The organism is Aromatoleum tolulyticum (assembly GCF_900156155.1).
GTDB classification, from domain to species: Bacteria; Pseudomonadota; Gammaproteobacteria; order Burkholderiales; family Rhodocyclaceae; genus Aromatoleum; species Aromatoleum tolulyticum.
The window spans coordinates 146,851-165,714 of sequence record NZ_FTMD01000001.1 but is presented as its reverse complement, the minus strand read 5'-3'; the positions used below and the strand labels follow the sequence as shown (position 1 = coordinate 165,714).

General features: G+C 61.5%; 17 protein-coding genes and 1 pseudogene. 12 read left to right on the top strand and 6 right to left on the bottom strand.

Annotation, left to right across the window (positions count from 1 at the left end; all coding sequences use genetic code 11):
• Positions 1–60 precede the first annotated feature (60 nt).
• The 4 genes from BW991_RS00720 to BW991_RS00705 all read left to right on the top strand — a co-directional run bounded on the left by BW991_RS00720 (position 61) and on the right by BW991_RS00705 (position 3,675).
• A complete protein-coding gene (locus tag BW991_RS00720) occupies positions 61–984 on the top strand; it encodes a LysR family transcriptional regulator (protein ID WP_076600182.1) in 924 nt (307 codons plus the stop codon).
• Positions 985–1,355: 371 nt separating this feature from the next.
• Positions 1,356–1,604: a type II toxin-antitoxin system Phd/YefM family antitoxin gene (locus BW991_RS00715; RefSeq protein ID WP_076600181.1), complete on the top strand. Its 249-nt coding sequence runs from the start codon at positions 1,356–1,358 to the stop codon at positions 1,602–1,604.
• Between the two features lie 349 nt (positions 1,605–1,953).
• Positions 1,954–2,571 carry a hypothetical protein gene (locus BW991_RS00710; RefSeq protein WP_076600180.1) on the top strand — a complete coding sequence of 206 codons (618 nt, stop codon included), beginning with the start codon at positions 1,954–1,956 and terminating at the stop codon, positions 2,569–2,571.
• Between the two features lie 408 nt (positions 2,572–2,979).
• Complete coding sequence (locus BW991_RS00705) at positions 2,980–3,675, top strand: hypothetical protein (protein ID WP_212566842.1); 696 nt, start codon at positions 2,980–2,982, stop codon at positions 3,673–3,675.
• A gap of 189 nt (positions 3,676–3,864) precedes the next feature.
• On the opposite strand, the gene BW991_RS00700 is transcribed toward BW991_RS00705, so the two are convergent.
• The 6 genes and pseudogenes from BW991_RS00700 to BW991_RS00680 all read right to left on the bottom strand — a co-directional run bounded on the left by BW991_RS00700 (position 3,865) and on the right by BW991_RS00680 (position 10,410).
• The gene (locus BW991_RS00700) at positions 3,865–4,881 is read right to left on the bottom strand and encodes a transposase (protein ID WP_076600179.1); all 1,017 of its coding nucleotides are present in this window, start codon (positions 4,879–4,881) and stop codon (positions 3,865–3,867) included.
• A 60-nt stretch (positions 4,882–4,941) separates the two neighbouring features.
• Entirely contained in the window at positions 4,942–5,202 is a 261-nt protein-coding gene (locus BW991_RS24050; protein ID WP_244551569.1) for a hypothetical protein, read from the bottom strand.
• Positions 5,203–5,319: 117 nt separating this feature from the next.
• Positions 5,320–5,751: pseudogene (locus BW991_RS24435) on the bottom strand (TniQ family protein); the annotation flags it as partial.
• A gap of 2 nt (positions 5,752–5,753) precedes the next feature.
• Positions 5,754–7,358 carry an ATP-binding protein gene (locus BW991_RS00690; RefSeq protein WP_076600177.1) on the bottom strand — a complete coding sequence of 535 codons (1,605 nt, stop codon included), beginning with the start codon at positions 7,356–7,358 and terminating at the stop codon, positions 5,754–5,756.
• A complete protein-coding gene (locus BW991_RS00685) occupies positions 7,348–9,516 on the bottom strand; it encodes a Mu transposase C-terminal domain-containing protein (RefSeq protein ID WP_076600176.1) in 2,169 nt (722 codons plus the stop codon). The genes BW991_RS00690 and BW991_RS00685 overlap by 11 nt, the downstream gene beginning before the upstream one ends.
• A 3-nt stretch (positions 9,517–9,519) precedes the next feature.
• Positions 9,520–10,410 carry a TnsA endonuclease N-terminal domain-containing protein gene (locus tag BW991_RS00680; RefSeq protein WP_170879028.1) on the bottom strand — a complete coding sequence of 297 codons (891 nt, stop codon included), beginning with the start codon at positions 10,408–10,410 and terminating at the stop codon, positions 9,520–9,522.
• A 127-nt stretch (positions 10,411–10,537) separates the two neighbouring features.
• On the opposite strand from BW991_RS00680, the gene BW991_RS23455 reads away from it, so the two are divergent.
• The 8 genes from BW991_RS23455 to BW991_RS00640 all read left to right on the top strand — a co-directional run bounded on the left by BW991_RS23455 (position 10,538) and on the right by BW991_RS00640 (position 18,861).
• Positions 10,538–10,864 (top strand): DUF6471 domain-containing protein, encoded by a 327-nt coding sequence (locus BW991_RS23455; protein WP_212566841.1) that lies wholly within the window; start codon positions 10,538–10,540, stop codon positions 10,862–10,864.
• 1,081 nt (positions 10,865–11,945) lie between these two features.
• The gene (locus BW991_RS00670) at positions 11,946–12,530 is read left to right on the top strand and encodes a plasmid pRiA4b ORF-3 family protein (RefSeq protein WP_076600174.1); all 585 of its coding nucleotides are present in this window, start codon (positions 11,946–11,948) and stop codon (positions 12,528–12,530) included.
• Positions 12,531–12,538: 8 nt separating this feature from the next.
• Positions 12,539–13,480, top strand: a complete 942-nt coding sequence (locus BW991_RS00665; RefSeq protein WP_139335877.1) for an LOTUS domain-containing protein — start codon at positions 12,539–12,541, stop codon at positions 13,478–13,480.
• Between the two features lie 8 nt (positions 13,481–13,488).
• The gene (locus tag BW991_RS00660; RefSeq protein ID WP_076600172.1) at positions 13,489–13,836 is read left to right on the top strand and encodes a hypothetical protein; all 348 of its coding nucleotides are present in this window, start codon (positions 13,489–13,491) and stop codon (positions 13,834–13,836) included.
• Positions 13,837–14,065: 229 nt separating this feature from the next.
• Entirely contained in the window at positions 14,066–15,613 is a 1,548-nt protein-coding gene (locus tag BW991_RS00655) for a hypothetical protein (protein WP_076600171.1), read from the top strand.
• A 249-nt stretch (positions 15,614–15,862) separates the two neighbouring features.
• Complete coding sequence (locus BW991_RS00650; protein ID WP_076600170.1) at positions 15,863–16,051, top strand: hypothetical protein; 189 nt, start codon at positions 15,863–15,865, stop codon at positions 16,049–16,051.
• Positions 16,044–17,114 carry a plasmid replication initiator TrfA gene (gene trfA, locus BW991_RS00645; RefSeq protein WP_139335876.1) on the top strand — a complete coding sequence of 357 codons (1,071 nt, stop codon included), beginning with the start codon at positions 16,044–16,046 and terminating at the stop codon, positions 17,112–17,114. Before BW991_RS00650 ends, trfA begins: the two co-directional genes overlap by 8 nt.
• 472 nt (positions 17,115–17,586) lie before the next feature.
• Entirely contained in the window at positions 17,587–18,861 is a 1,275-nt protein-coding gene (locus BW991_RS00640) for a hypothetical protein (protein WP_139335875.1), read from the top strand.
• Positions 18,862–18,864 lie beyond the last annotated feature (3 nt).

Sequence of the window (18,864 nt, the reverse complement as noted above, 5' to 3'; positions counted from 1 at the left end):
ACCGAGGGGTGAAAATAATAAATAATCGATATTCATGATGATGAGCATCGATAAAACTCTATGAACGCCACCTTCCGCCAGCTGCGCCTCTTCCTTGCCCTCGCCGACCACGGCAGCGTCACCGCCGCCGCCGAGGCCTGTCACGTCACGCAGCCCACCGTGTCGATGCAGCTGCGCGAGCTTGCCGATGCCGTCGGCCTGCCCCTCTACGAACAGATCGGCAAGCGCCTCTACCTCACCGCGGCGGGCGAGGCGCTCGCGGAAACCGCACGGGCGATGCTCAACGAATGGCTCGCGTTCGAGCAGGCGATCGACGCGATGAAAGGCCTGGAGCGCGGCCGGCTGCGCGTCGCGCTGGTGAGCACCGCGAAGTACTTCGTGCCGCGCCTGCTGGGCAGTTTCTGCGCCGAGCACCCCAACATCGACATCGCGCTCGAAGTGCTCAACCGCGACGGCGTCGTCGCCCGCCTGCGCGAAAACCGCGACGATCTCTACATCATGTCGATGCCGCCCGAGAACCTGGACCTCGAACGGCACGCCTTCCTGCCCAACCCGCTCGTCGTGATCGCCCCTGAAGGGCACCGCTTGGCGGGGCAGGTGCTCGAACTCGGGGACCTCGCCGCCGAGCGCTTCATCCTGCGCGAACGCGGCTCCGGCACGCGCCTCGCGTGCGATGCGCATTTCGCGCGCAACGCCTTCGTGCCGAAAGTTCGCCTCGAACTCGGCAGCAACGAGGCGATCAAGCAGGCGGTCGCGGGGGGCCTCGGCCTCGCGGTGATCTCGCGTCACGCCCTGGCGGCGCGGCCCGCGGACGACCAGCTCGCGATCCTCGATGTCGCGGGTTTCCCGCTGCAGTCCAGCTGGTTCACGCTGCATCCGCGCGGCAAGCGCCTCTCGCCGGTCGCGACGGTGTTCCTGCAGCACCTCGAACGCACGGCGCGCGAGTGGAGCGAGCGCCGCGGCATGCCCCGGCAGCCCGACTGAAGCGGGACTGCAGCGCCCTGCAACGGGCGCTCCCTGCCGCCACGGGATCGTTGGTAGCTATCAAATGAAACCTCATCCGACGCGGCTTGCGAACCCGCGTGGTTGTTGAGGGAGCCTGCGGGCAGGAGAATTTCCTGGTAAGTGAAAGTTGAGCTGTTGGGGAGGAGATGGACGTCGCCGGTGCGAATAAGAGCTGAGCTGGGCGCCCGTTCCACCTGTCTTCTCAACGGGCGCCCGGAGCCGGCCAGCTAGTGAACCTGGAGGTGATTTAAGGTGTGGTTCAGGGCGTCGCTCCCCGCGTTGGCCGGGAACGCGTAGCGTTGCCAAGTCGGACTTGCCCTGCGATATTTGCTCGATTCATGAGGAATGCCATGCACGTTGTCAGTATGTCCCAGGCCAAGTCCGAGCTTTCACGCTTGGTAAAGAGCATCGAGCGGGGGCGGGAACGCGAAATCGTGATTGCCCGAAATGGACGAGCGGTGGCGAAGTTGGTGCCCGTCGATGCGGCGCCGCCCGGAAGGCGTATCGGCGTGGCCAAGGGCGTGTTTGTCGTGCCAGACGAAATCGATGCGCACGGTGCGGAAGTGGCTCGCCAGTTTATGGACGCCGGGAAATCGTGAATCTGCTGCTCGATACCCTCGCACGGGCACATCCCTCAAGCCCATCCCCTCTCGTCAAGTGCCGGGGGCGACATTGGCTACGTCGCCGCATCGCCATCCACTGGCATCTGAAGTCCTGAAGCCGCACTGCAATGCTGGTCGGTTCCTCTGCATTGGTGACTTGCCGATGTTGCCTGAATTGCCTGTGTCGCCTATCTTGAATGCATTGATTTGTTGCTGAGGAGGCGCCTTGAAAGGAGGGAGTAGTCAGTCGTTCCGAGCAATTGCCGAAAGGCCATCTTCGGCATCCATCGAGTCGCGAGTTGTCGACTGTCTGCGACGAAGCCGTGTGTCCCTTCCGGATGATGTAATGCAGGCGGTCGCCAGCGCGTTTCGCAACGAGTTCGCGGTGGAGCTTGAACTTGTCGAGTGCGTTGAAAAGCTGGCGTGGCGGGGCGGAGCACAGGAAGTGCGGATTCTTGACCAGCCATTCGTGCTCGCGGTCAGGGGCGTTGTCGACGGTAGCAGGGCCGTGTTGAAGTCGGAAGGGAATGACGATGAAGGGATGGATGAGGACGTGTTGCGTCTTGAGCGCAAACTCCTCCGTCAAGGCCTTCGCGAGCAGCGAACTCGCCTGAAGTCGCCGGAGATGCTCACGCTTCAGCAAGCCGCCGAGCTCAGCGGGATTCCCGTCCGGACGCTTACCCATATGCGTATCTTGGGTCGCGTCTTGGCGCTCGCGGCAGCGGGCGCGCAGCGCGGTTTTCGGTACCCGGCATGGCAGTTCGATGCGGTGATACTGGAGGCGATGACCGGTGTGCTCGCGGCCTTTGGTCGGGATGGTGCTTGGCAGGCATTCGACTTTCTGACCCGCCCGGAGCCTCTACTGCGTGGTGAAGTTCCCCTCGACCTACTTCGGGCAGGCCGCAAAGGTGAGGTGGAGCGCATCGTGGGTGCCGTCGTGTCCCTGGAGCAGGGCTCCTACTGATTTCTGACCCGTCCGGAGCCCTTGCTTCACGAACAGTCGATTGCGCCCCCGGCATCTTGCCTGCTGAGTTGTACGGGTTTCTTCTTGGTGACCTCGTAGGTCGCGCACCCCTCTTCCTTCACCATCACCCCGGAACACGGAAGCACGACGAGTACGTCGAGTACATCGAGTACGCGAGCACCGCGTTGATGGCGCAAAGCTTTGTTTATTTGCGATAAATTTCATATAAATGCGCGGAATCGTGCAAATACATAAAGAGCAATTGGATGTTTATCGTGAATTTTGACGCTACGTCACTAGACGATTGGGGTACTGGAATCATGTTGATATCGTGCTCATCAAATCATTGTACGTGGATACGCGAAGGGCAATACTTGTCGCCGTAAACACATTGCAAGGAGAGGCATGATGGCTAACCAGAAGCAGGCCGCGACGAAGCGGCTCAAGATGTCGGAGCGGGCCCAGCAGCAACTGGACCTGCACTTTCCCGAGTTCCCTCCTCAATGGCTTTGGCGGCGCAAGACCAATGACGGCTTTACAACTCTGCCGCGGACCTTGCCCTTGGTGATGCAAGCGGTGGATGCCCAGAGTAAGGGGCAGCCGGCCGGCCACACCCTGTTTTGCCTCTGGGCGCGTTCACCTGACAACCCTCTGGTGACCATTGAGAACCCCGCGACCTTTGCGAGCGAAGCAGGGTTTGACGGTGAGCGGGCAGTTGATACTTGGCGTCGGCGCATGAAGCGGCTTCATACGTTGAAGCTCATCGCGCCGAAGCGTGGGCCGTCCGGCGACTTCCACTACGTCTTGTTGTTGAATCCGAACGTTGCGATGGAGGACATGCGTCGTAACGGGCTCATACAAGATGGTCTGTACGCGCGCTTTATCGACCGTCTTGCCGAGGTGGGCGGATATGGAGAACTGGATGCAATACGCGCCTTCTGGCAGGACCAGCAGCTTGCCCAAACTGCCGTGATGGCTACGGCGGAGGCTCAAGCTCAATCTGCGGTTGGGCAAGCAATCACGCTGAATGCCCCCCCTCCGCCCCCTGCGAGCGGTTCTGGGGCGTCGGATAGGTCTACGCCTGCGAGCGCCGCGAGGGGGTGACCATGGCTGGCATCAATCCGAGTCCGAAACTGGGTAAAGCTAGGGAGCGAAGCCCGTATTGGGCGTTTAGGAGCGACCGTGACCGCCTTTGGGCGCTTATCTCGCGGGACGTGCGAGTGGTGCTTATAGCTGTCCTCGTGGCTGTAGGTTCGCCGTCGGCGGCATCGTCTTTGTCGCAGGTATGGGCATTCAATGCGCAGCGCGCGCCGCGAGCAGCAACTCCTCAACTTCAGCCCATCGACCGTCCTTCTGCATGCGCTGATACGTTGCCTGAACAATGGGAAGATTCAATTCCTCATAATCAAGCTTGCGCCATGCCACGCCTGTCCCGAACTTAATCAGGATGAAGTCGACGATGCGTCGCAGGTCAAATCGTGCGCCACTCCGCGGCTTAAGCTTGGCAGTGAGACTTGCCCATTCGTCGTCGGACAGGGGCCATTCGGCCCCACGCGGCGGAATAGTATTCGCGGGTTTATGTGCCACCTTCCAGTCCACGGCGGCGCTGTCGTGGAAGGCAAGGTGCTTCGGGTGCCCCTCGGCGAAGGCAAACGGGGCGTCGTTCGCGGTGGCGGACATGACCACCAACTCGACGACGAGGTGTTTGCCGCGCCACGGTACGCTGTGGAGGGTCATGGTCAGTGAGGCCAAGGGCAGAAAAAGGTCGAGGTAGCCTGCATTCGCGAAGGCGTAGACGCTGTCCCACATCGCCCTGGCGCTCGGGAAGCAGTGCATCCAAGAGTAGCAGGCGAGGAGTCCCTCGGACGTGCGCTGGCGGGCGCCGAAAACGCGGTATTCGGGTAGATGCAGACCGACGCCGGGGCGGTCGCTGCCGAGCAAGGGCGTGGAGAACGACTCGAGACCCTGCGGCCGGAACAGGAACGCGTGAATATGCTGGATAGGCCGCGCGAGCGCAGCGATGAGCGTCGCCGCGGGAATGAGATATTGCTTGCCGTCGGCCTCAACCTCGAACACCGCATGACGGGAGTTCGGCTTGTGCTTCTCGATTCCGAGCCAGTCCCAGAACGGGGCGGCAGTCCCCCGGCCCCAAGTGGCGCAGTCCGTCGTTACCCGGGTGCGTTTCGTTCCGGCGGTTTTCGTCGCTAACGCAAGGTCGGCAAGGGGGCGGTGGGTGCGTGCGCCATCCGTGTAAACGGCTTCGAGCGCAAAGCCCGATTCGGTACGGGCAATTCCTTCAATCCAGAACATGGGTAGAACCAGCTACGCGGGTCTACGTATAGCGTTCCGGTACTCATTTTCGAGGTGCGTTCAGAAGAAAATTTCGAGCTGCGTGGCGCCACCGGCCTTGGCCAGGTGCCGTGCTGCGACAACGGAAAGAATCCGAAGGGTGGTGGGTGGCCATGTCGAGGTCAGGTCGCTGGTACATCCCACGTGGCGCAGGAGGACCGGCCCGAATACCCGGTGCAATTCGTCGGCCGGCAGGATGGCGGCGGGTAGTCCCCGGCGTTCTTTCAGCGCGCTAGCGGACCATCGGGCAATCTGATGTTCGAGACGCCAGGAGATAGGCATTCTGAGCGGCTGGCCGGTCAGTTCGTCGGGGAGCTCCCCCCGAATCCAGTAGCTGACTGCCCGGTGGATGGGGGCACGCACAAGCCTCCCGGGCGCCACATGAAGGAGTGCCGTCCCGTGGAGGTGGCACGTCGTCACGCCGGGCAGGAGATGACTCCGATGCCAATACGGTTCGCCATAGGCCGCCAGGTCGTGGCGCAAGCAGACCTCGCACCAGTGGCGTCCAATCTTCCCGAGTAGGGGCGATTCGTGTACTTCCCGCCCGAGGGTTAGGGCGTTGAGGACGCGGCGGGACACGGCCGGAGGCAATCCCGCGACGCCGTAAGGTACGAGCGAATGCGACCAGAGCAAATCGCGCGGCGACATTCCCGTGAGGGTTGAAGCCGGGAGCAGGAGGTTTCGGTAGCTGCCGAGCGCCGTGCCCCGCGGCGCCCCGAAGCAATGCTGCGCGATGCTCCATTGGGTTAGACCCAGTTGGCGGCCGGCCCGCGTCAGAATACTGCCGAGCTCTTCGTCAGGATAGGGTCGAACCGTATGGTAGCGCCGCACCGTTAGTCGCCCAGCACAGCCTCCACATTTGCGACCATATGCAGGGTTTGCAGCCGCTCGAACACGGATTGCCCGGCAACTGCCGGATTGAGGGCGTTGCGATAGTCGCCCGGCGGATAAGACGTTGGTTCAGCAACGTCCTTTCCCTTCGCTTTGGTCGGCTTCTTGCCGGACGTCGCATGCACGAGTGCCTTCTTCACGCCGTCCAACACGCTGGTCGAATCAGAGACCTTGTCGGCCAGGGCCTGCGCCTCGGGTACGTCGAAGCCTACGGTCGTTAGCGCCTGGGTGACCGTGGGAGCGAAGAGGGGATTCGAGCCGTTGATGGTCGCTCCTCGAATCCGGCGACCCGAGAATTTCGCACCGACGTCGGCCACAATGGAATCCAGTCCGATGGGCGCGATGTCCTTGCAGGCGAGCAACGCATGGACGTCGTCGCGGCGTATCGCATCAATCATCGGCATCGCGATAGCGAGCTCCTGCTTCGCAACGCGGTCTATCAGGGGCCCGTCCAGGGTTTCCGAGCCATCGTGGATGGCGCGGGCCTGCGCGACAGCAAGGAGCTTGATGGCGATGTCCACCACCCCTTGGCTGTGGTGGTACATCAAGTCCGACATGTGCGGGGTGAGGGGCGCCGGGTTCTTGACCCACTGGAAGCGCCACAGCACGCTCAGAAAATCCTCCCACTCGTCAGGTGCCTCGTCGGTGCCCTTTCGCAGCGTGTCCCAGTAGGTGGAGGCACTTCCGATGGAGCGCCGCGCCTGCCGGAAGTCCAGCGACAGCAGGTGTTGCGCCTTGTTCGTGCCGACGAAGAGGATGGGGACGCCGAGCTCGTTCGAGGCCGATACCAGAAGCGTCATCAGCGACTGGCGGTTCTTCGGCGAGTTTTCCAGGTTCTGTATTTCGTCGACCACGAGGAGTCCCACGGCGTGCATGTGGAGAATCCGGGCCGCGTGATTCATCAGCGTCTCCGCACCCGAGCGCGCGTTGCTGTACTGCTCTCCGTAGCGGGCGTCCGGCAGCAGCATGTCGACTTTGCGGAAAATGGACTCCGCCAAGCCCTTGACGCTCGAGCCGTCGTACGGGGTTTCGATGTGGAGATACGGAATCTGATACAGCTGCAGTCGCGGATGGTAGATGACCTCCGGGATGCGATTCAGGAGGCGGCGAATCGTGGTCGACTTGCCCATGCCGGGAATCCCAATCAGGGCGCCCGAGAGCTGCGCTGTCAGGTGGGCGGCCGACGACTGGAAGGACTTGCCCGCTTTCTGCAGGTGGTACAGGTTCGTGAAGACCCGCTGCGACTCGGCAGTGCGTGGCGCTCGGCCGACGTACCCTTGGCGCATGAGCGTGTCGAGGCTCTGCGCGAGGCGCAGGTGTCTGTCCATGGGCACCATGAAGCTCGAAAGCTGCGAAATCATCTGCAGTCGTTCGGACTTGCTCCATGTGCGCTGCTCAGCCGAAAACTCTGGCACGCAGAAGAGCGATTCCAGCAACTCGTCGTCGTCCTGGGCGGGCGGCAGGGCTTCAATCAACGGATTGTCGCGATACTGCGGGATGCGCTGGGGGGTGTAGATTGCTTCGGTGGCGAAAGAATCAGTTGCCATCCATCAACTCCTGGTAACGCTGTTGGCGGGACTTCGTTGCGGGTTGCGGCTGCGCTTCTGGCACTGGCCGCGCGGGTTCAGGGGATGTAGCACGAGGCAGCGGGATGACCGCGGCGGATTCCTCGTCGGGGCCGGGGTCGGGGCCGATGCGGGCTTCACTTTGGCGCTGACGCGTCAGGACGTCGGCGCGGGCTGCGACTGTGTCCCCCTTACGCGCCGAACGCGACTTGCCCTTGGCAGCAACCTTTGTCCTGCTGACGGCTTCCTTGACCATCGGGTCGACAATGGCGTGGAAATCCGATTGCAGCTGCCGTTTGGTATGTCGGCCTTCCTGTCGGAGCACTTCCCGCAGGAACTTGAGGCTCTCGACTTCGGCAGCGCTCCTGCCACGGTAGTGCGAACATTTGTCCAGCAAATGGGCGACGAAATAGCGCTCAGGGTCGTGGCGGTCGTGGACGTAGATGCTGTCGACGAGCCTGCGGTCGAAGGAGACGGTGACGTGGAAACTGCCGTTGCCAGCGGCGACAAACCACCCCTCCCGGACGGCTTGGTTGGCAGTGTAGAAGCAGTCTCCGAGGCGGATACCCTCTCGGGTGACGGTGGCCTCTGCGCGCGGAAGCAGCGCGAATCGGACCTCCTCCTCCGAGTGGTGGGAAAGCAAGCCGGCCCTGTCGCGAATCTCGGCGTTCCAGATGTTGATGGGCGTCGGTTGCATGCCGTCGAGCACATAGTTCGGCGTCAGGTTGTAGCCTGCCATCGGCGTACGATTGGTGCGGATTAGAGCGGCCAGGAATTCCCGGGTAAATTCTTCGAGCGTCAATGCTGCGCCTTGGCTATAGTCCCGCACCTGACGCTTACCGAAGGTTTCCGGCGGGACGTAGCCGGGCGTGGAGTCGGCCATTGACCGCTGGGTCTGTTTGAAGCCACATTCGACATGCGGCTTCCAGTCGCCACGCCCTTTCGGAAGATTCAGGATTGTCGACTCCAGACCATCTGCCAGCTGTGCGCTGGCTTTCGATACCATTTCCGGTCCTCGGTCGGCGGCAAACTCCTTCGGAAAGGCCCCATGGGCTGGCCAGTCGGAGGGCGAGTACGGCAAACCATAACGCTTGCACACCTCCGCCTTGTCCTCGGTAATGGACTTGATGGCGTGCATCGCCGCCAGCCAGGATGCGCTCTCTAGGCCGACGTACCACCCGACGCAAAGACCGCTCTTCCTGTCTCGGATGAGGTAGATGGCCGGCTTGCCCACGATTTTCGAGCGGTCATCGGGGTGCACCAGAAAGACATCGGCAACTGTCGAGTCGATTTCATAGACATCGCCAACGGTGTACGTTTGGTGGCGAAGGCTGCCCAGCTTGGCCCGGTGTGTAAGTTCGAAGGCGCTGTCACCCTTTCTCGCGCGAATGGTCAGTTCCTTCGGAAGGAATTTCCCCGCGGCGCGACGAAATTGCGCTTCGCTTGGGCGTTCGCCGTACGGCAGGATATGGCGAACTCCTTCACTATCCGCGTAGCTGAAGCTGTTTTCCAGGAGACGCTGAAACGTGGCATCCAGCGTCGCGGTCTCGTCGCCGCCCTTTTGATTGCCTGCCTGATGGTCGCTCTTCAGGTAGTAGCGCTTCAGCACGACCTCAACCGCCGTATGGTCAGTCTCGGTCATTTGATAGATGGGCCGGTCGAGATAGATGGGCGGGCGACCGCGATTTCCCGTCACTCCGCCGATGCTGCCGATGCGATGAAAGTTCGGGAGGAGGGCGTTTTTGCTTTGTCCTTCACGCCACCAGGTGCGCAGGTACTTGTAAATCGTCTGCTGTGAGCAATTGAGCTCTTCGGCGCGAGCTTTCACCAGCGCCGAGCGCTTGGCGGGGTCGAAAATCTCCGTGGTCCGAACCAGCGGCTCGATGCATGCGTAGGCGGCGTCGCGCCGCTGAATTGCCGCCGCGGAACGTTTCAGCAGGTTCTTGGACGGCTCTCCGGTCACGAGGGTGAAACCCGCGTCCGCGATTGCCGTGCGCAGGTCGTCAGCCGCGTAGGCGCGGGGTAGTGCTTTGGGTTCGCCCAGGTTGAATGTCCAGACCGTCTGTGTCGGTTGCTCCAGGTCGAGGATGCGAATTCGCTGACCCGACTCCACGTGCTCGTACACTTGATTCTTGAACATGGCTTACGCTCCAACCACCCGGAGCGTCGGCTGTTGCGCGACACGAAACATCGCCACTGGAGTGGCCGCAAGGTCTCTCTGGTGGAGGTCGGTCAGCAGGCGTCCCTCCCACAACAGGGCACGCGCGATGCGCAGCCCCGTTCCGACGGGCGCGCCGGTGCGCGCTTCGAAGTTGGCGCAGTATTCGGCGAAGCTGCCGGACCGGCCGGGCGTCCGGAGCTCCGCGACAAGGCGCTCGCTGAGCTCGCGGAACGAGTCGGGATACTCTTCGATGCCCTCGTTGTTGATGGTCGCCCCCCGGCACCAGACGAGGTTGCTGACCTTGTTGGTGGGTAGCTCCGAGTGGAAGACGAGGTGGTGCGCGATGCCGAGCCCGTCGAAGTAGGCGCGCTCGATTTCGAGGAGCTCCACTTTGCGCGCGTCTTCGGCGCCGTCCGAGCGCTTGCAGCTGAACGCCGCGAGGGACTTCTGGCCGTCGCGCTCGAAGGTGACCAGAAAGTCGCAGGTCATCACCGTGGCGACAGTGGTGCCCGGATAGATGGGATGCTTGATGTTCCGCTGCGCCGCGAGCGAGAGGGTCTCATCGCGGCGCAGCGGATACTGCTCGCGGATGTCGATGACGTTTCGCGAGAACTCGAGCAGCAGGAAGAGCTGCCATTCGACGTCCGAGAGCAGGTGATGCACTCGTCCTGTCTTCCGGCTGAAGATGCGCCGGCTCTTCCCTTGGGAGGAGAAATCAGTGACCTCGACCCAGGGCTTGTAACCGACCCCGGTCCCCTTCCCTCGCCCTTCGGCCTCCAACTGCTGAATCTTGTTTTCCGACCACTTGAACTTGCCCATTTCGGCTGCCTCCAGAACAACTCCGACGGCGTGTTCGCCGTCGGCCGAATTCACTTCCTGATTTCCTCGCTTGGGGCGTATAGGAAGTGCGAGGCTCGATGAAGGACTCGGTTTCTTGTGAAATCCCATAAATGGGATGTTATTCTCTGCCGCGGGTGTAATATTCGCGTGCAGGTGAGGAGTGGCTGATAGGTCAGATGAGGGGCAATCGGCGCCGTACTGGGCGCATGAAGCCAAGGGAATCCTGCGTGCGGAGCTGGACCGACGTGGGGTGACGTACGCGCGGCTGGCAAAGCTGATGCAGGTGCAGGGATTCGGCGAGACGACGCGTTCCTTGGCGAACAAGATTTCGCGGGGCTCGTTCTCGTTCGTGTTCTTCCTGCAGGTAATGCGGGTTCTGGGCGTGCGGACGGTCTCCGTTGAGCCGACCGAGAAGGCTGCTGGGGTCCGCTACTCCGGGCAACCGGACGTTCTCGACCGTGCGAGTGCCGGTTCGAAGAAAGCCTGAACACGGAACGGCGGGAACGCCATCCGAGCGGGGCGCTGACATCGCCTGTGGTTGCTGCCGCACGGAGGACTATCGCCCCCATCGGTGCCGTCATGTTCCATGTAAACAACATGCTTCCGCCCTCATAGTCCGTTCACTAAAAGGGCACCCTGCCGCGGTGCGGCATGGCGAGCATGCGTTCATTCAAGCGTCGGCTCCCCTGGAGCCACGCTGAAAATTATCCAATTTCCATGATGTTGGCAAGCGTCGACGCCCACCTTGTCCGGAAACCGCGCTATACCGTGCGTGGAACAGCACCCTCCCTGGTTCAATGAGTGTCCGAACATGTCCACGCCCTTGTCGTTTGCGAGGCGCAGGGGCAAAGGCTTAACCAGGGCCTTTGCGCGTGGCCACGGGGCGAGGGGTTAAGCCGCGCTACAAGGCGAGCATTCCCTTCCCGTACGAAACAGCGCCACTCGTGTCACTTCGGGCTGGAGGAAATCCGATGTCGCCTGCAGACGGTGACCCGGTGGACGCCCACCAACATCATGGGGCGTCGCGATGTGCAGGCAGCATCTGGCCTGCCAGGGAAGACGGGTAGGGCTCGGCAACCTCCGAAGGACAGGGCGCCGTCTTCCTACCGATTGCTGCAGGGGCTGACGGAGCGTGGACGACAACCTTCCCAAGCCTTGGTCCCCCATCCTCATGTATTGGCATCCAGCGTCGAGGCCGCTGCGGGGGAGGCGGGAGTGACAGTTACAGGATTACGGATTACCGCTGCGGGTACCCGCAGAAAAGTGCCCACCGGGCTTGGCGGTTCGGTTGGACGGGAGGTGAAAAGTGTGTATCGAGGTCAAGTGACATGTGCGGCGAAGTCAGGTATTTCGTGGGCCGAGGTCAAGCGAAGCGTGTGGCAAGGTCAAGTTGCGGCGGCGTCATCGCGGTGCGCGGAAGGCATGCAGGCGGTCCGTTGCCCGCAGACTCATGTCGAACAACGATACCGTGCGGATAGGAAGCGATTCGTCGCGAAGCATAGTTGGCCGTCGTGACGTTCGGTCGCAGCATAGAATAGGTACGCATCAATTCATTATGCGGATGGGTCATGTCCCCTCGAAACCTCACCCACACCTACACGCTGCGAATCGAGCTGGAGGGCGGGCGGCCGCTCATCTGGCGCCGCATCCTTGTCGATGGTTCAGTCACCCTCGGGAAGCTGCATCACTATCTTCAGGCTGCAATGGGGTGGACTGATGCCCACCTTCACGAATTCGAGATTGCCGGGCAGGTGTTCGCGGTTCCTCATCCCGAGGATGACCCGGAGCGCCCGGTGAACGACGAGCGACGGGTGAAGCTTTCGAAGTTGGTAAAAGCGGGCGACCATTTTCTCTATCGATACGATTTCGGCGACAGCTGGAGCCACCGCATCGTCGTCGAGGCCGTCGACCCGGAAGCCAGTGAGCCAGACGGTGTTGCCGAAGTCGCAGCAGGCGAGCGCGCGTGTCCGCCCGAGGATGTCGGTGGCGCTGAGTCGTACATGGAACTCGTGGAGGCCATCACCACCCGCAGAACGTCGGAGGAAGCGCAGGACTGGCTGGCATGGGCGGGAACGGACTTCGACCCCGAGCGGTTCGACCGCATTGCGGCAAACGCCGCACTCCTACGCATGGCGTGGAATAAATGGGCGTGAGGGCCGAGATGGCGGACAACGACTCCGGTATGACCTTTGTGGTTCAGCTCGCACCGTCCGACGTCGCGACGGAAGCCTCGCCCCCTCCTGTCGTTGGCGCGGAGCTCGAGGTAGTTCGCAACGAGGTCATGCGCAAGATGGGGCGGAATCTCCTGCTTTTTCAGCAAATCGAACGCATGCTCAAGTTCCTCATCGCCAACAACTCGCTGGCAGGCTACGTGCATGAGCTGCAGGCGAAAAAGAAGAGGCAGGAGGAAAGAGTCGAAAAGCAGACCATGGGGACCTTGGTCGGGGCCTTTCTCGAGGAAGCCCTTACTGACAAGGGGCGGCCGCGGGAAGCGCCGGAGGACCTCGCTGGTCTCTGGTTTTCCATCGGATTCGGGCTGGAGGTTGATAGCGCGTACTTCGAAGAACGGAAATCGGCCCTTGCGACTGCGGTGGCGGAACGCAATGAACTGGTCCACCACTTTCTCCCGCGATGGGACTTTATGTCGATGGACAGCATGCAAGCGGCGGATGAGTACCTCGACGGACAGCGAGAGAATGTTCTCCCCGAGTTTAAGCACTTGAAGGGACTTGTGAGTGCGTTGGAAGACGGCCGGCGTCAGACAGGAGAATTCCTAATGTCGGGCGAATGGGCGAAGCACCTTGCGCTCGCCGACCTGCGGCATAGCCGTCCCGTTCTGCTGCTAGGCGATATCGCACAGAAGATGGGTCGTGACGACGGCTGCGTTCTGCTCAACACCGCTGCGGACCTGTTACGACTGCATGCGCCGGAGGAAACGAAAGCGCTCAAGGAGCGCTCCGGCTACAAGACCCTGAAGGCCTTGATTGTCGCGACTGAACTGTTCGACCTCGTCGAGGAGTCGACCGACAAGGGAGGCGTCCGCGTGTTCTACCGGATGAAGCCCGGAATCTCGCTTGAATTCGGTGTGACCGGCGAGCAATAGGAGGAACCATGGCTATCATCACTCATGGCGTTGTTCGCGGGCTCGGAAACCAGTATGCGGACGGAACCGAGCGGATGGAAATCCATGTCCTTGTCATGGGCGCACAAGGGCTACCCCATCGCAATGGGGAGCGGACGCCCGTCGTGCTTCGTATCGGTCGCCGTCACTATCAGGGCGGGCTCCGGGCAACCGAAAACAACCCCTACGTCTGGATTTGCCCTGACGTCGTTGCGCCCGACGGGACCGAGGTAAGGCTCGCGCACCTCCTGACAGACGAGGGGTTGGGGAGCAACGACCGAGTGTTCCTCGTTGTCGATGGTTCGAATATTGCAGTCGTTCCGGCTCGCTGGGATTGATTCGCGCAGTTACGGTGCCGCGCAGACCTTCGGATGCTCCATAGTCAAGGCATTCGCGAGGTGGCTTCTCGGCTGTGGAAAGTTCGAGAGAGTCAGGTTCTTTGTACTCCCCTTTCTCAAACGGGCGCCGAAGGAGCGACCCTGCGCAGGCGGTGGGGCGACCGCGGAGGGGAGTCGCCGGTCGCTCCCGCGATTTTGATACCCGTGATGCAGTTGAGAACGCAGAACGTTGACGAATAACAAGACCGCGTGGGAGAGAGCCGCTGAGGTAGAGGGCGCGACCGACTCGGAACGTGCACTCGTGCGGCTCGCCCGCAAGGCGTTCCTGAGTCTGTGGAGCTACCCGAACGTTTACAGCGACGAAGGGAGGTCCGGCGATAAGGGCGACGGCAAGGAGTTGGTCGACCTGCTAGTGGTTTTTGGCTCCGACGTGCTGCTGTTCTCCGACAAGCACTGCGCGTTTCAACCGGACGTCGACATCAAGGTTGCTTGGCCGCGTTGGTATAAGCGTGCAATCGAGAAGTCCGCGAGGCAGCTTGCAGGGGCTGAAAGTTTCCTCCGTCGATTCCCGGACCGTGTGTTCATCGACAAGTCGTGTCAGACCGAGTTGCCCGTAGCACTCCCGGACCCAACCCAAGCCCGTTACTTCCTGATTGCCGTTACTCGCGGTGGCCATGAGGCAGCGATGCGGCACTTCGGCGGTGGGAGCAGCGGCAGCTTGATGCTCAACAGCATGCTTGAGGGAGATGCTCACTACGAACGTCCGTTCGAAGTAGGCTTCCCGCTGAAAGGCCGCCGCTTCGTCCACGTCGTCGATGAGGTGACAGTCGACGTGCTCTTGGAGGAGCTGGATACCGTCCCGGACCTTGTCGACTACCTGGTTTGCAAGGAGCGCTATTTCGGTGCGAACGGCGTCTTCATGCACGTGGCTGGTGAGGAAGATATGCTGGCGCGGTACATGTGCACGATGGAGAATGGCCGGCACGTCTTACCCAAGGTACCGCCTGGAGCCGAGGCTGTTATTCTCCAGGAGGGGGATTGGCGGTTCTATCGCTCAAGCCCTCAGCGAGAGGCCAAACGTGAAGCCGACCAAGGCAGCTACATGTGGGACGCACTCATTGAGTACCAAGCGTCTTTCGTTCGCGCAGGGACAGCGATTGGCCTACCCGAGACCCCACCGGAGACCATCGACCATGAGCGAATCCTCCGCGCCCTTGCCGCCGAACGCCGCCTGACAAGGCGTGAGCTCGCCGGCCATTTCCGTTTCGCACTCTCGAGGAGCGAACCTGGCAAGAAGTTCGCGCGTATGACCCTGAGCGGCGACGACATGTCCCGCGCGTACGTCTTCTTGACAGTTCCAAAGCCACAGGAGATGGACTACCAAGGTTACCGCGAGATGCGTACGGCCGCACTGCTCGCATACTGCCACGGCATCAAGGTGCGCTTTCCTAGTGCGGATGAGGCGATTGGTATCGCATCGGAACCCTTCTCTGAGAAGGTGGCCTCCCAAGACTTCCTGTATGTCGACCTCAGTTACGACATGAGTCCAGAGGAGGCCGCCGTCTTGCGGGGCGCGATGGAGGAGTTCGACGTATTGCAGGGACCGGCCAAGGATGTTCTGTACTACGGGAGCCACGAGTTTCCGATGCCTTTCAATTTCAGGGCACCGAATGCCTACACTTACAACTCTGGCGCTCCCATGAACCGAGCCGAGCGACGCAGAATGGCTCGAGAGGCGAGGAAAGAAGCCAAAAGGGCGAACAGGCAGAAGTTCTAGACGCACTCACCGATTCGCTGCTGGGGCTTGGCGTCGTTTCCGTGAAGATGAACTTGAGGACGAAGCTCGAACTCCTCCATAGGTGACTGCGGTGGGTGACGGGTCGCGGGCCTCCTGCCCTGCCGAAACCCTGCCACGGCCATTAAGCCATCGAATTCGCCCTCCTCACAGAGGCATTGTCCGTAGTCGCAGCCGATTCCTGAAATCGCGCCTATACGTCCTGGTGGTTCCCTTTCACCAGGAGTGGATATGAGCAGTACGAACAAGACCAGCCGCGACCGGCATCGCGACTTGGTTCAGATGAAAGCGTGGGTGCCGGCGGACCTCAAGGCCGAGTTCGTCACGCGGTGCAATCTGCAGGACGCTTCTGCATCTGACGTGATGCGAGGACTCATGGTGGCCTTCATCGCCCAAAAGACGGTGAAGGCTCATGCGTAGAACTTCAGTCGACGAGAAGGTTGCGGAAATTCGCGCTCAAGCGAGCGCAGCACGCCGCGCAGCCGAGACTGCCGAGGATGGGCTGACTCGACATCTGGTATCCGCCGGGGCTGATACGCTCGAAGCGATGGCTCGAAGTCAGCGACGGCGGGCGAAGGCAGCAGAGGCGGTACTGGTATTGGCGGCGAACGCGTCAGACGTCGAGTTGCGGCAGGCACGGCTTCGGCGTGCAGCCCGGCGGGGATGTGACGTCTTTCTGCCCTCGTGGCGCGAAGCGACTGTCGCAATGCCAAATGTCCTGCTTCGTTCGGCGCTGTTCGCCGCCCGCACCCCGACCGGAGAGGCACTCCTGGAGGAGCCGATAGCATCCCAAGGCGACACGGTCGTAACGCTGACTGGGCATCCCCTCTGTGACTACGACCGCCGCGTGTTCGGAGCGTGTCTCAACTACTATCGAGACGAGCGCCCTTTGTCGGATTCTGAGGACGCCGAGTGGGTCCGGGTCTCGTACTGGCAACTCGCGCAGGATTTGAAGGTAGCCTACGGCGCCAATGTTCACCGGGCAATACGGGAAAGCCTGATACGGCTGAACGCGGCGCATCTTCGTATTCGCGTCAGGCGCCAGGACATCCCAATGCCGCATCTGATTGAGGTCGCCTTCGACGACGGCTACCTTGGCAAGAACGCCTCGGCCGAGCATTTGCAGGGGAGTGACCTGGTCGCGTTCCGGGTTCTGGAGTCTATGGCTCGGCTGTTCGGCCCTGAAGACTGGAGCGCAGTCAGCGATTCGGCGCTCCACGATTACTCGGGGCTGACCTCATGGCTGACCAGTTTCTACAGTACCCATGCCGGCCCGTACGCACTGGCGATTGCGGACGTGTACCGGTACGGCGGAGCGGTCTGCGAATTGCGCGAATTCAGGCGGCGCCTGAAGGTGGCCCTCGAAAGATTGATGGGCGATGACGTGCCCGAAAGTCATCGCGTCGCCGAATTCGAACTCGACAAGACCAAGCTGACGGTCAGGCTGACAAGGTGGGCAGGGAACAGCGCATTGGCAACGTAGTGGCCTCGGCGCGTAATGCTCAGCTACACCTGTAGGCCCTGCTTTCGAAATCGAGCGCCTTCTCCGGCGCTCGAACGTATCCCGAAGTAATCGGTCGGTCCCCCTTTGTGCCTGTTGCCTTGAGGTAGGAAAATTATGATTGAATAGTAAAGCCCGATGACAATGAAAAGGGGTAGGTGTGCTCGAACGGGCACAATGCGAGCAGATGGCCGACGCTTTATCTACGGTTTCCTCCTGTGGGCCTGCATCTGACGGCCCCTTGGCCGGAATGCGCGTGCCGTTTGGGCTGTCGATTGAGAACGGGCGGCTCTATGCCCCCCGTGAAGTTCCTCTCGGTAAAGGGTGCCGTTGTATCTGCCCCGGCTGCAGACAGGCTCTTTTCGCAAAGCACGCGCCCAGTGGAAAGGTCGTCCCCCATTTTGCTCATGCGCCCGGAGCCGAATGCGCGAACGGACTTGAAACGGCAGTGCACTTGGCCGCCAAGCAGCTTATCGAAAGTGAGCGAGAACTCTTCTTTCCGAAGCTCGAAGCAATTCTCGAGCATCACGACGCCCTGGGACATACGCACAGCCGAAGACAGCTTCTGGCGGCGGGTGGCAAAGCGCCCCTTGGTGACGTCCGCCTCGAGGAATCATGCGGCGATTTCCGACCAGACCTCATCGTGGTTCCGGTTGGAGGTCTGGAAATCTATGTTGAAGTGGCGGTAACTCACTTCGTCGACGACGAAAAACTGGCACGCATCAAGGTCGCTGGAACCCCTGCCATGGAGTTCGACCTCCGGCAGCACCGCGACTTTACGTGGGACAGTCTTCGCAATGCCATGGTGGAGGGCGGCGCGAAGGTCCGATGGTTGTTTCATCCTTCCGTAGCTGAGCTACGGCGCGGATGGATGGAGGAACTGCGGCCTCTCCTGGAGGCGGCAAAGTTACAGCGCGCGCAGGACCTCGAACGGGAGCGACAGGAGCAGGAGGCGGAAAGGCTCCGACTTCGTGAGCAGCAGGCTGAGCGGTGGGCCCAAGAAAGGCTGCGCGAAGCGCAGGGGCGTGCGCGTCGCCGGGAATTCATGGAGCGGGCTGCCAGGTTCAAGGCGCATACCGAAGCCACCAAAGCTCACTTGGTGGCACGGGGGTTTATGCGAGATTCCTTGCCGACAGCTCTCCGCGCGCGGGTTCCAGGAGAGGGTAGTTTCGGGGTCAAGAACGCGCTCGTGTGGCAGGCGGCATTATTCGGGAAGATGATTCACAACGCCGTCTCGCGTGAAAACTGGAACGTGAGCAAGGAATACGCCGGAGGCTGGCTTGGGCTCCACTTCGAAATACGGCCGCAGTTCCCCGAAGCCGAGAAGATTGCACTGTGGAAGTACCTGATGCACCTCCACGAGGCAGGCGCCCTGCGTAAAGGTCGACGCGGGCGGTTCGAAATATTGGTCGCAAACCTTGCGGCGTTCGAGGCGCTCCAAGCTTTCCGCAATGGCCGGGTATCAGCGGAGCAGGGGTTACGGTGGGTCGCGGAGGAAGCGTGGCCGTCGAAGGATGTGGCGGAACCCGTTGCCCTCGCTCACTCGAATTGGGACAGCCTGATTGGCCCGTGGGCGATTGTATCCCGCATGTTTCCTGCGGTCTCCATGCACCCTCCGGTCGAGGTCGTTGAAAAGTTCGCTCGAAATATCGATGCGCGGCACCTCGTTGAATACTGGGTGTCAGCGGGATATCTGATTCTCGACGCGCCAGGCCCCATCCGAGAGTAACGC

Coding starts and splice junctions, on each gene's coding strand:
- BW991_RS00710 (WP_076600180.1), top strand. CDS start 1,954: ATGCAGGCGGTCGCCAGCGCGTTTCGCAACGAGTTCGCGGTGGAGCTT.
- BW991_RS00665 (WP_139335877.1), top strand. CDS start 12,539: ATGGCGGACAACGACTCCGGTATGACCTTTGTGGTTCAGCTCGCACCG.
- BW991_RS00650 (WP_076600170.1), top strand. CDS start 15,863: ATGAGCAGTACGAACAAGACCAGCCGCGACCGGCATCGCGACTTGGTT.
- BW991_RS00685 (WP_076600176.1), bottom strand. CDS start 9,516: ATGTTCAAGAATCAAGTGTACGAGCACGTGGAGTCGGGTCAGCGAATT.
- BW991_RS00670 (WP_076600174.1), top strand. CDS start 11,946: ATGTCCCCTCGAAACCTCACCCACACCTACACGCTGCGAATCGAGCTG.
- trfA (WP_139335876.1), top strand. CDS start 16,044: ATGCGTAGAACTTCAGTCGACGAGAAGGTTGCGGAAATTCGCGCTCAA.
- BW991_RS00715 (WP_076600181.1), top strand. CDS start 1,356: ATGCACGTTGTCAGTATGTCCCAGGCCAAGTCCGAGCTTTCACGCTTG.
- BW991_RS00690 (WP_076600177.1), bottom strand. CDS start 7,358: ATGGCAACTGATTCTTTCGCCACCGAAGCAATCTACACCCCCCAGCGC.
- BW991_RS00700 (WP_076600179.1), bottom strand. CDS start 4,881: ATGTTCTGGATTGAAGGAATTGCCCGTACCGAATCGGGCTTTGCGCTC.
- BW991_RS24050 (WP_244551569.1), bottom strand. CDS start 5,202: ATGCCTATCTCCTGGCGTCTCGAACATCAGATTGCCCGATGGTCCGCT.
- BW991_RS00705 (WP_212566842.1), top strand. CDS start 2,980: ATGGCTAACCAGAAGCAGGCCGCGACGAAGCGGCTCAAGATGTCGGAG.
- BW991_RS00660 (WP_076600172.1), top strand. CDS start 13,489: ATGGCTATCATCACTCATGGCGTTGTTCGCGGGCTCGGAAACCAGTAT.
- BW991_RS00720 (WP_076600182.1), top strand. CDS start 61: ATGAACGCCACCTTCCGCCAGCTGCGCCTCTTCCTTGCCCTCGCCGAC.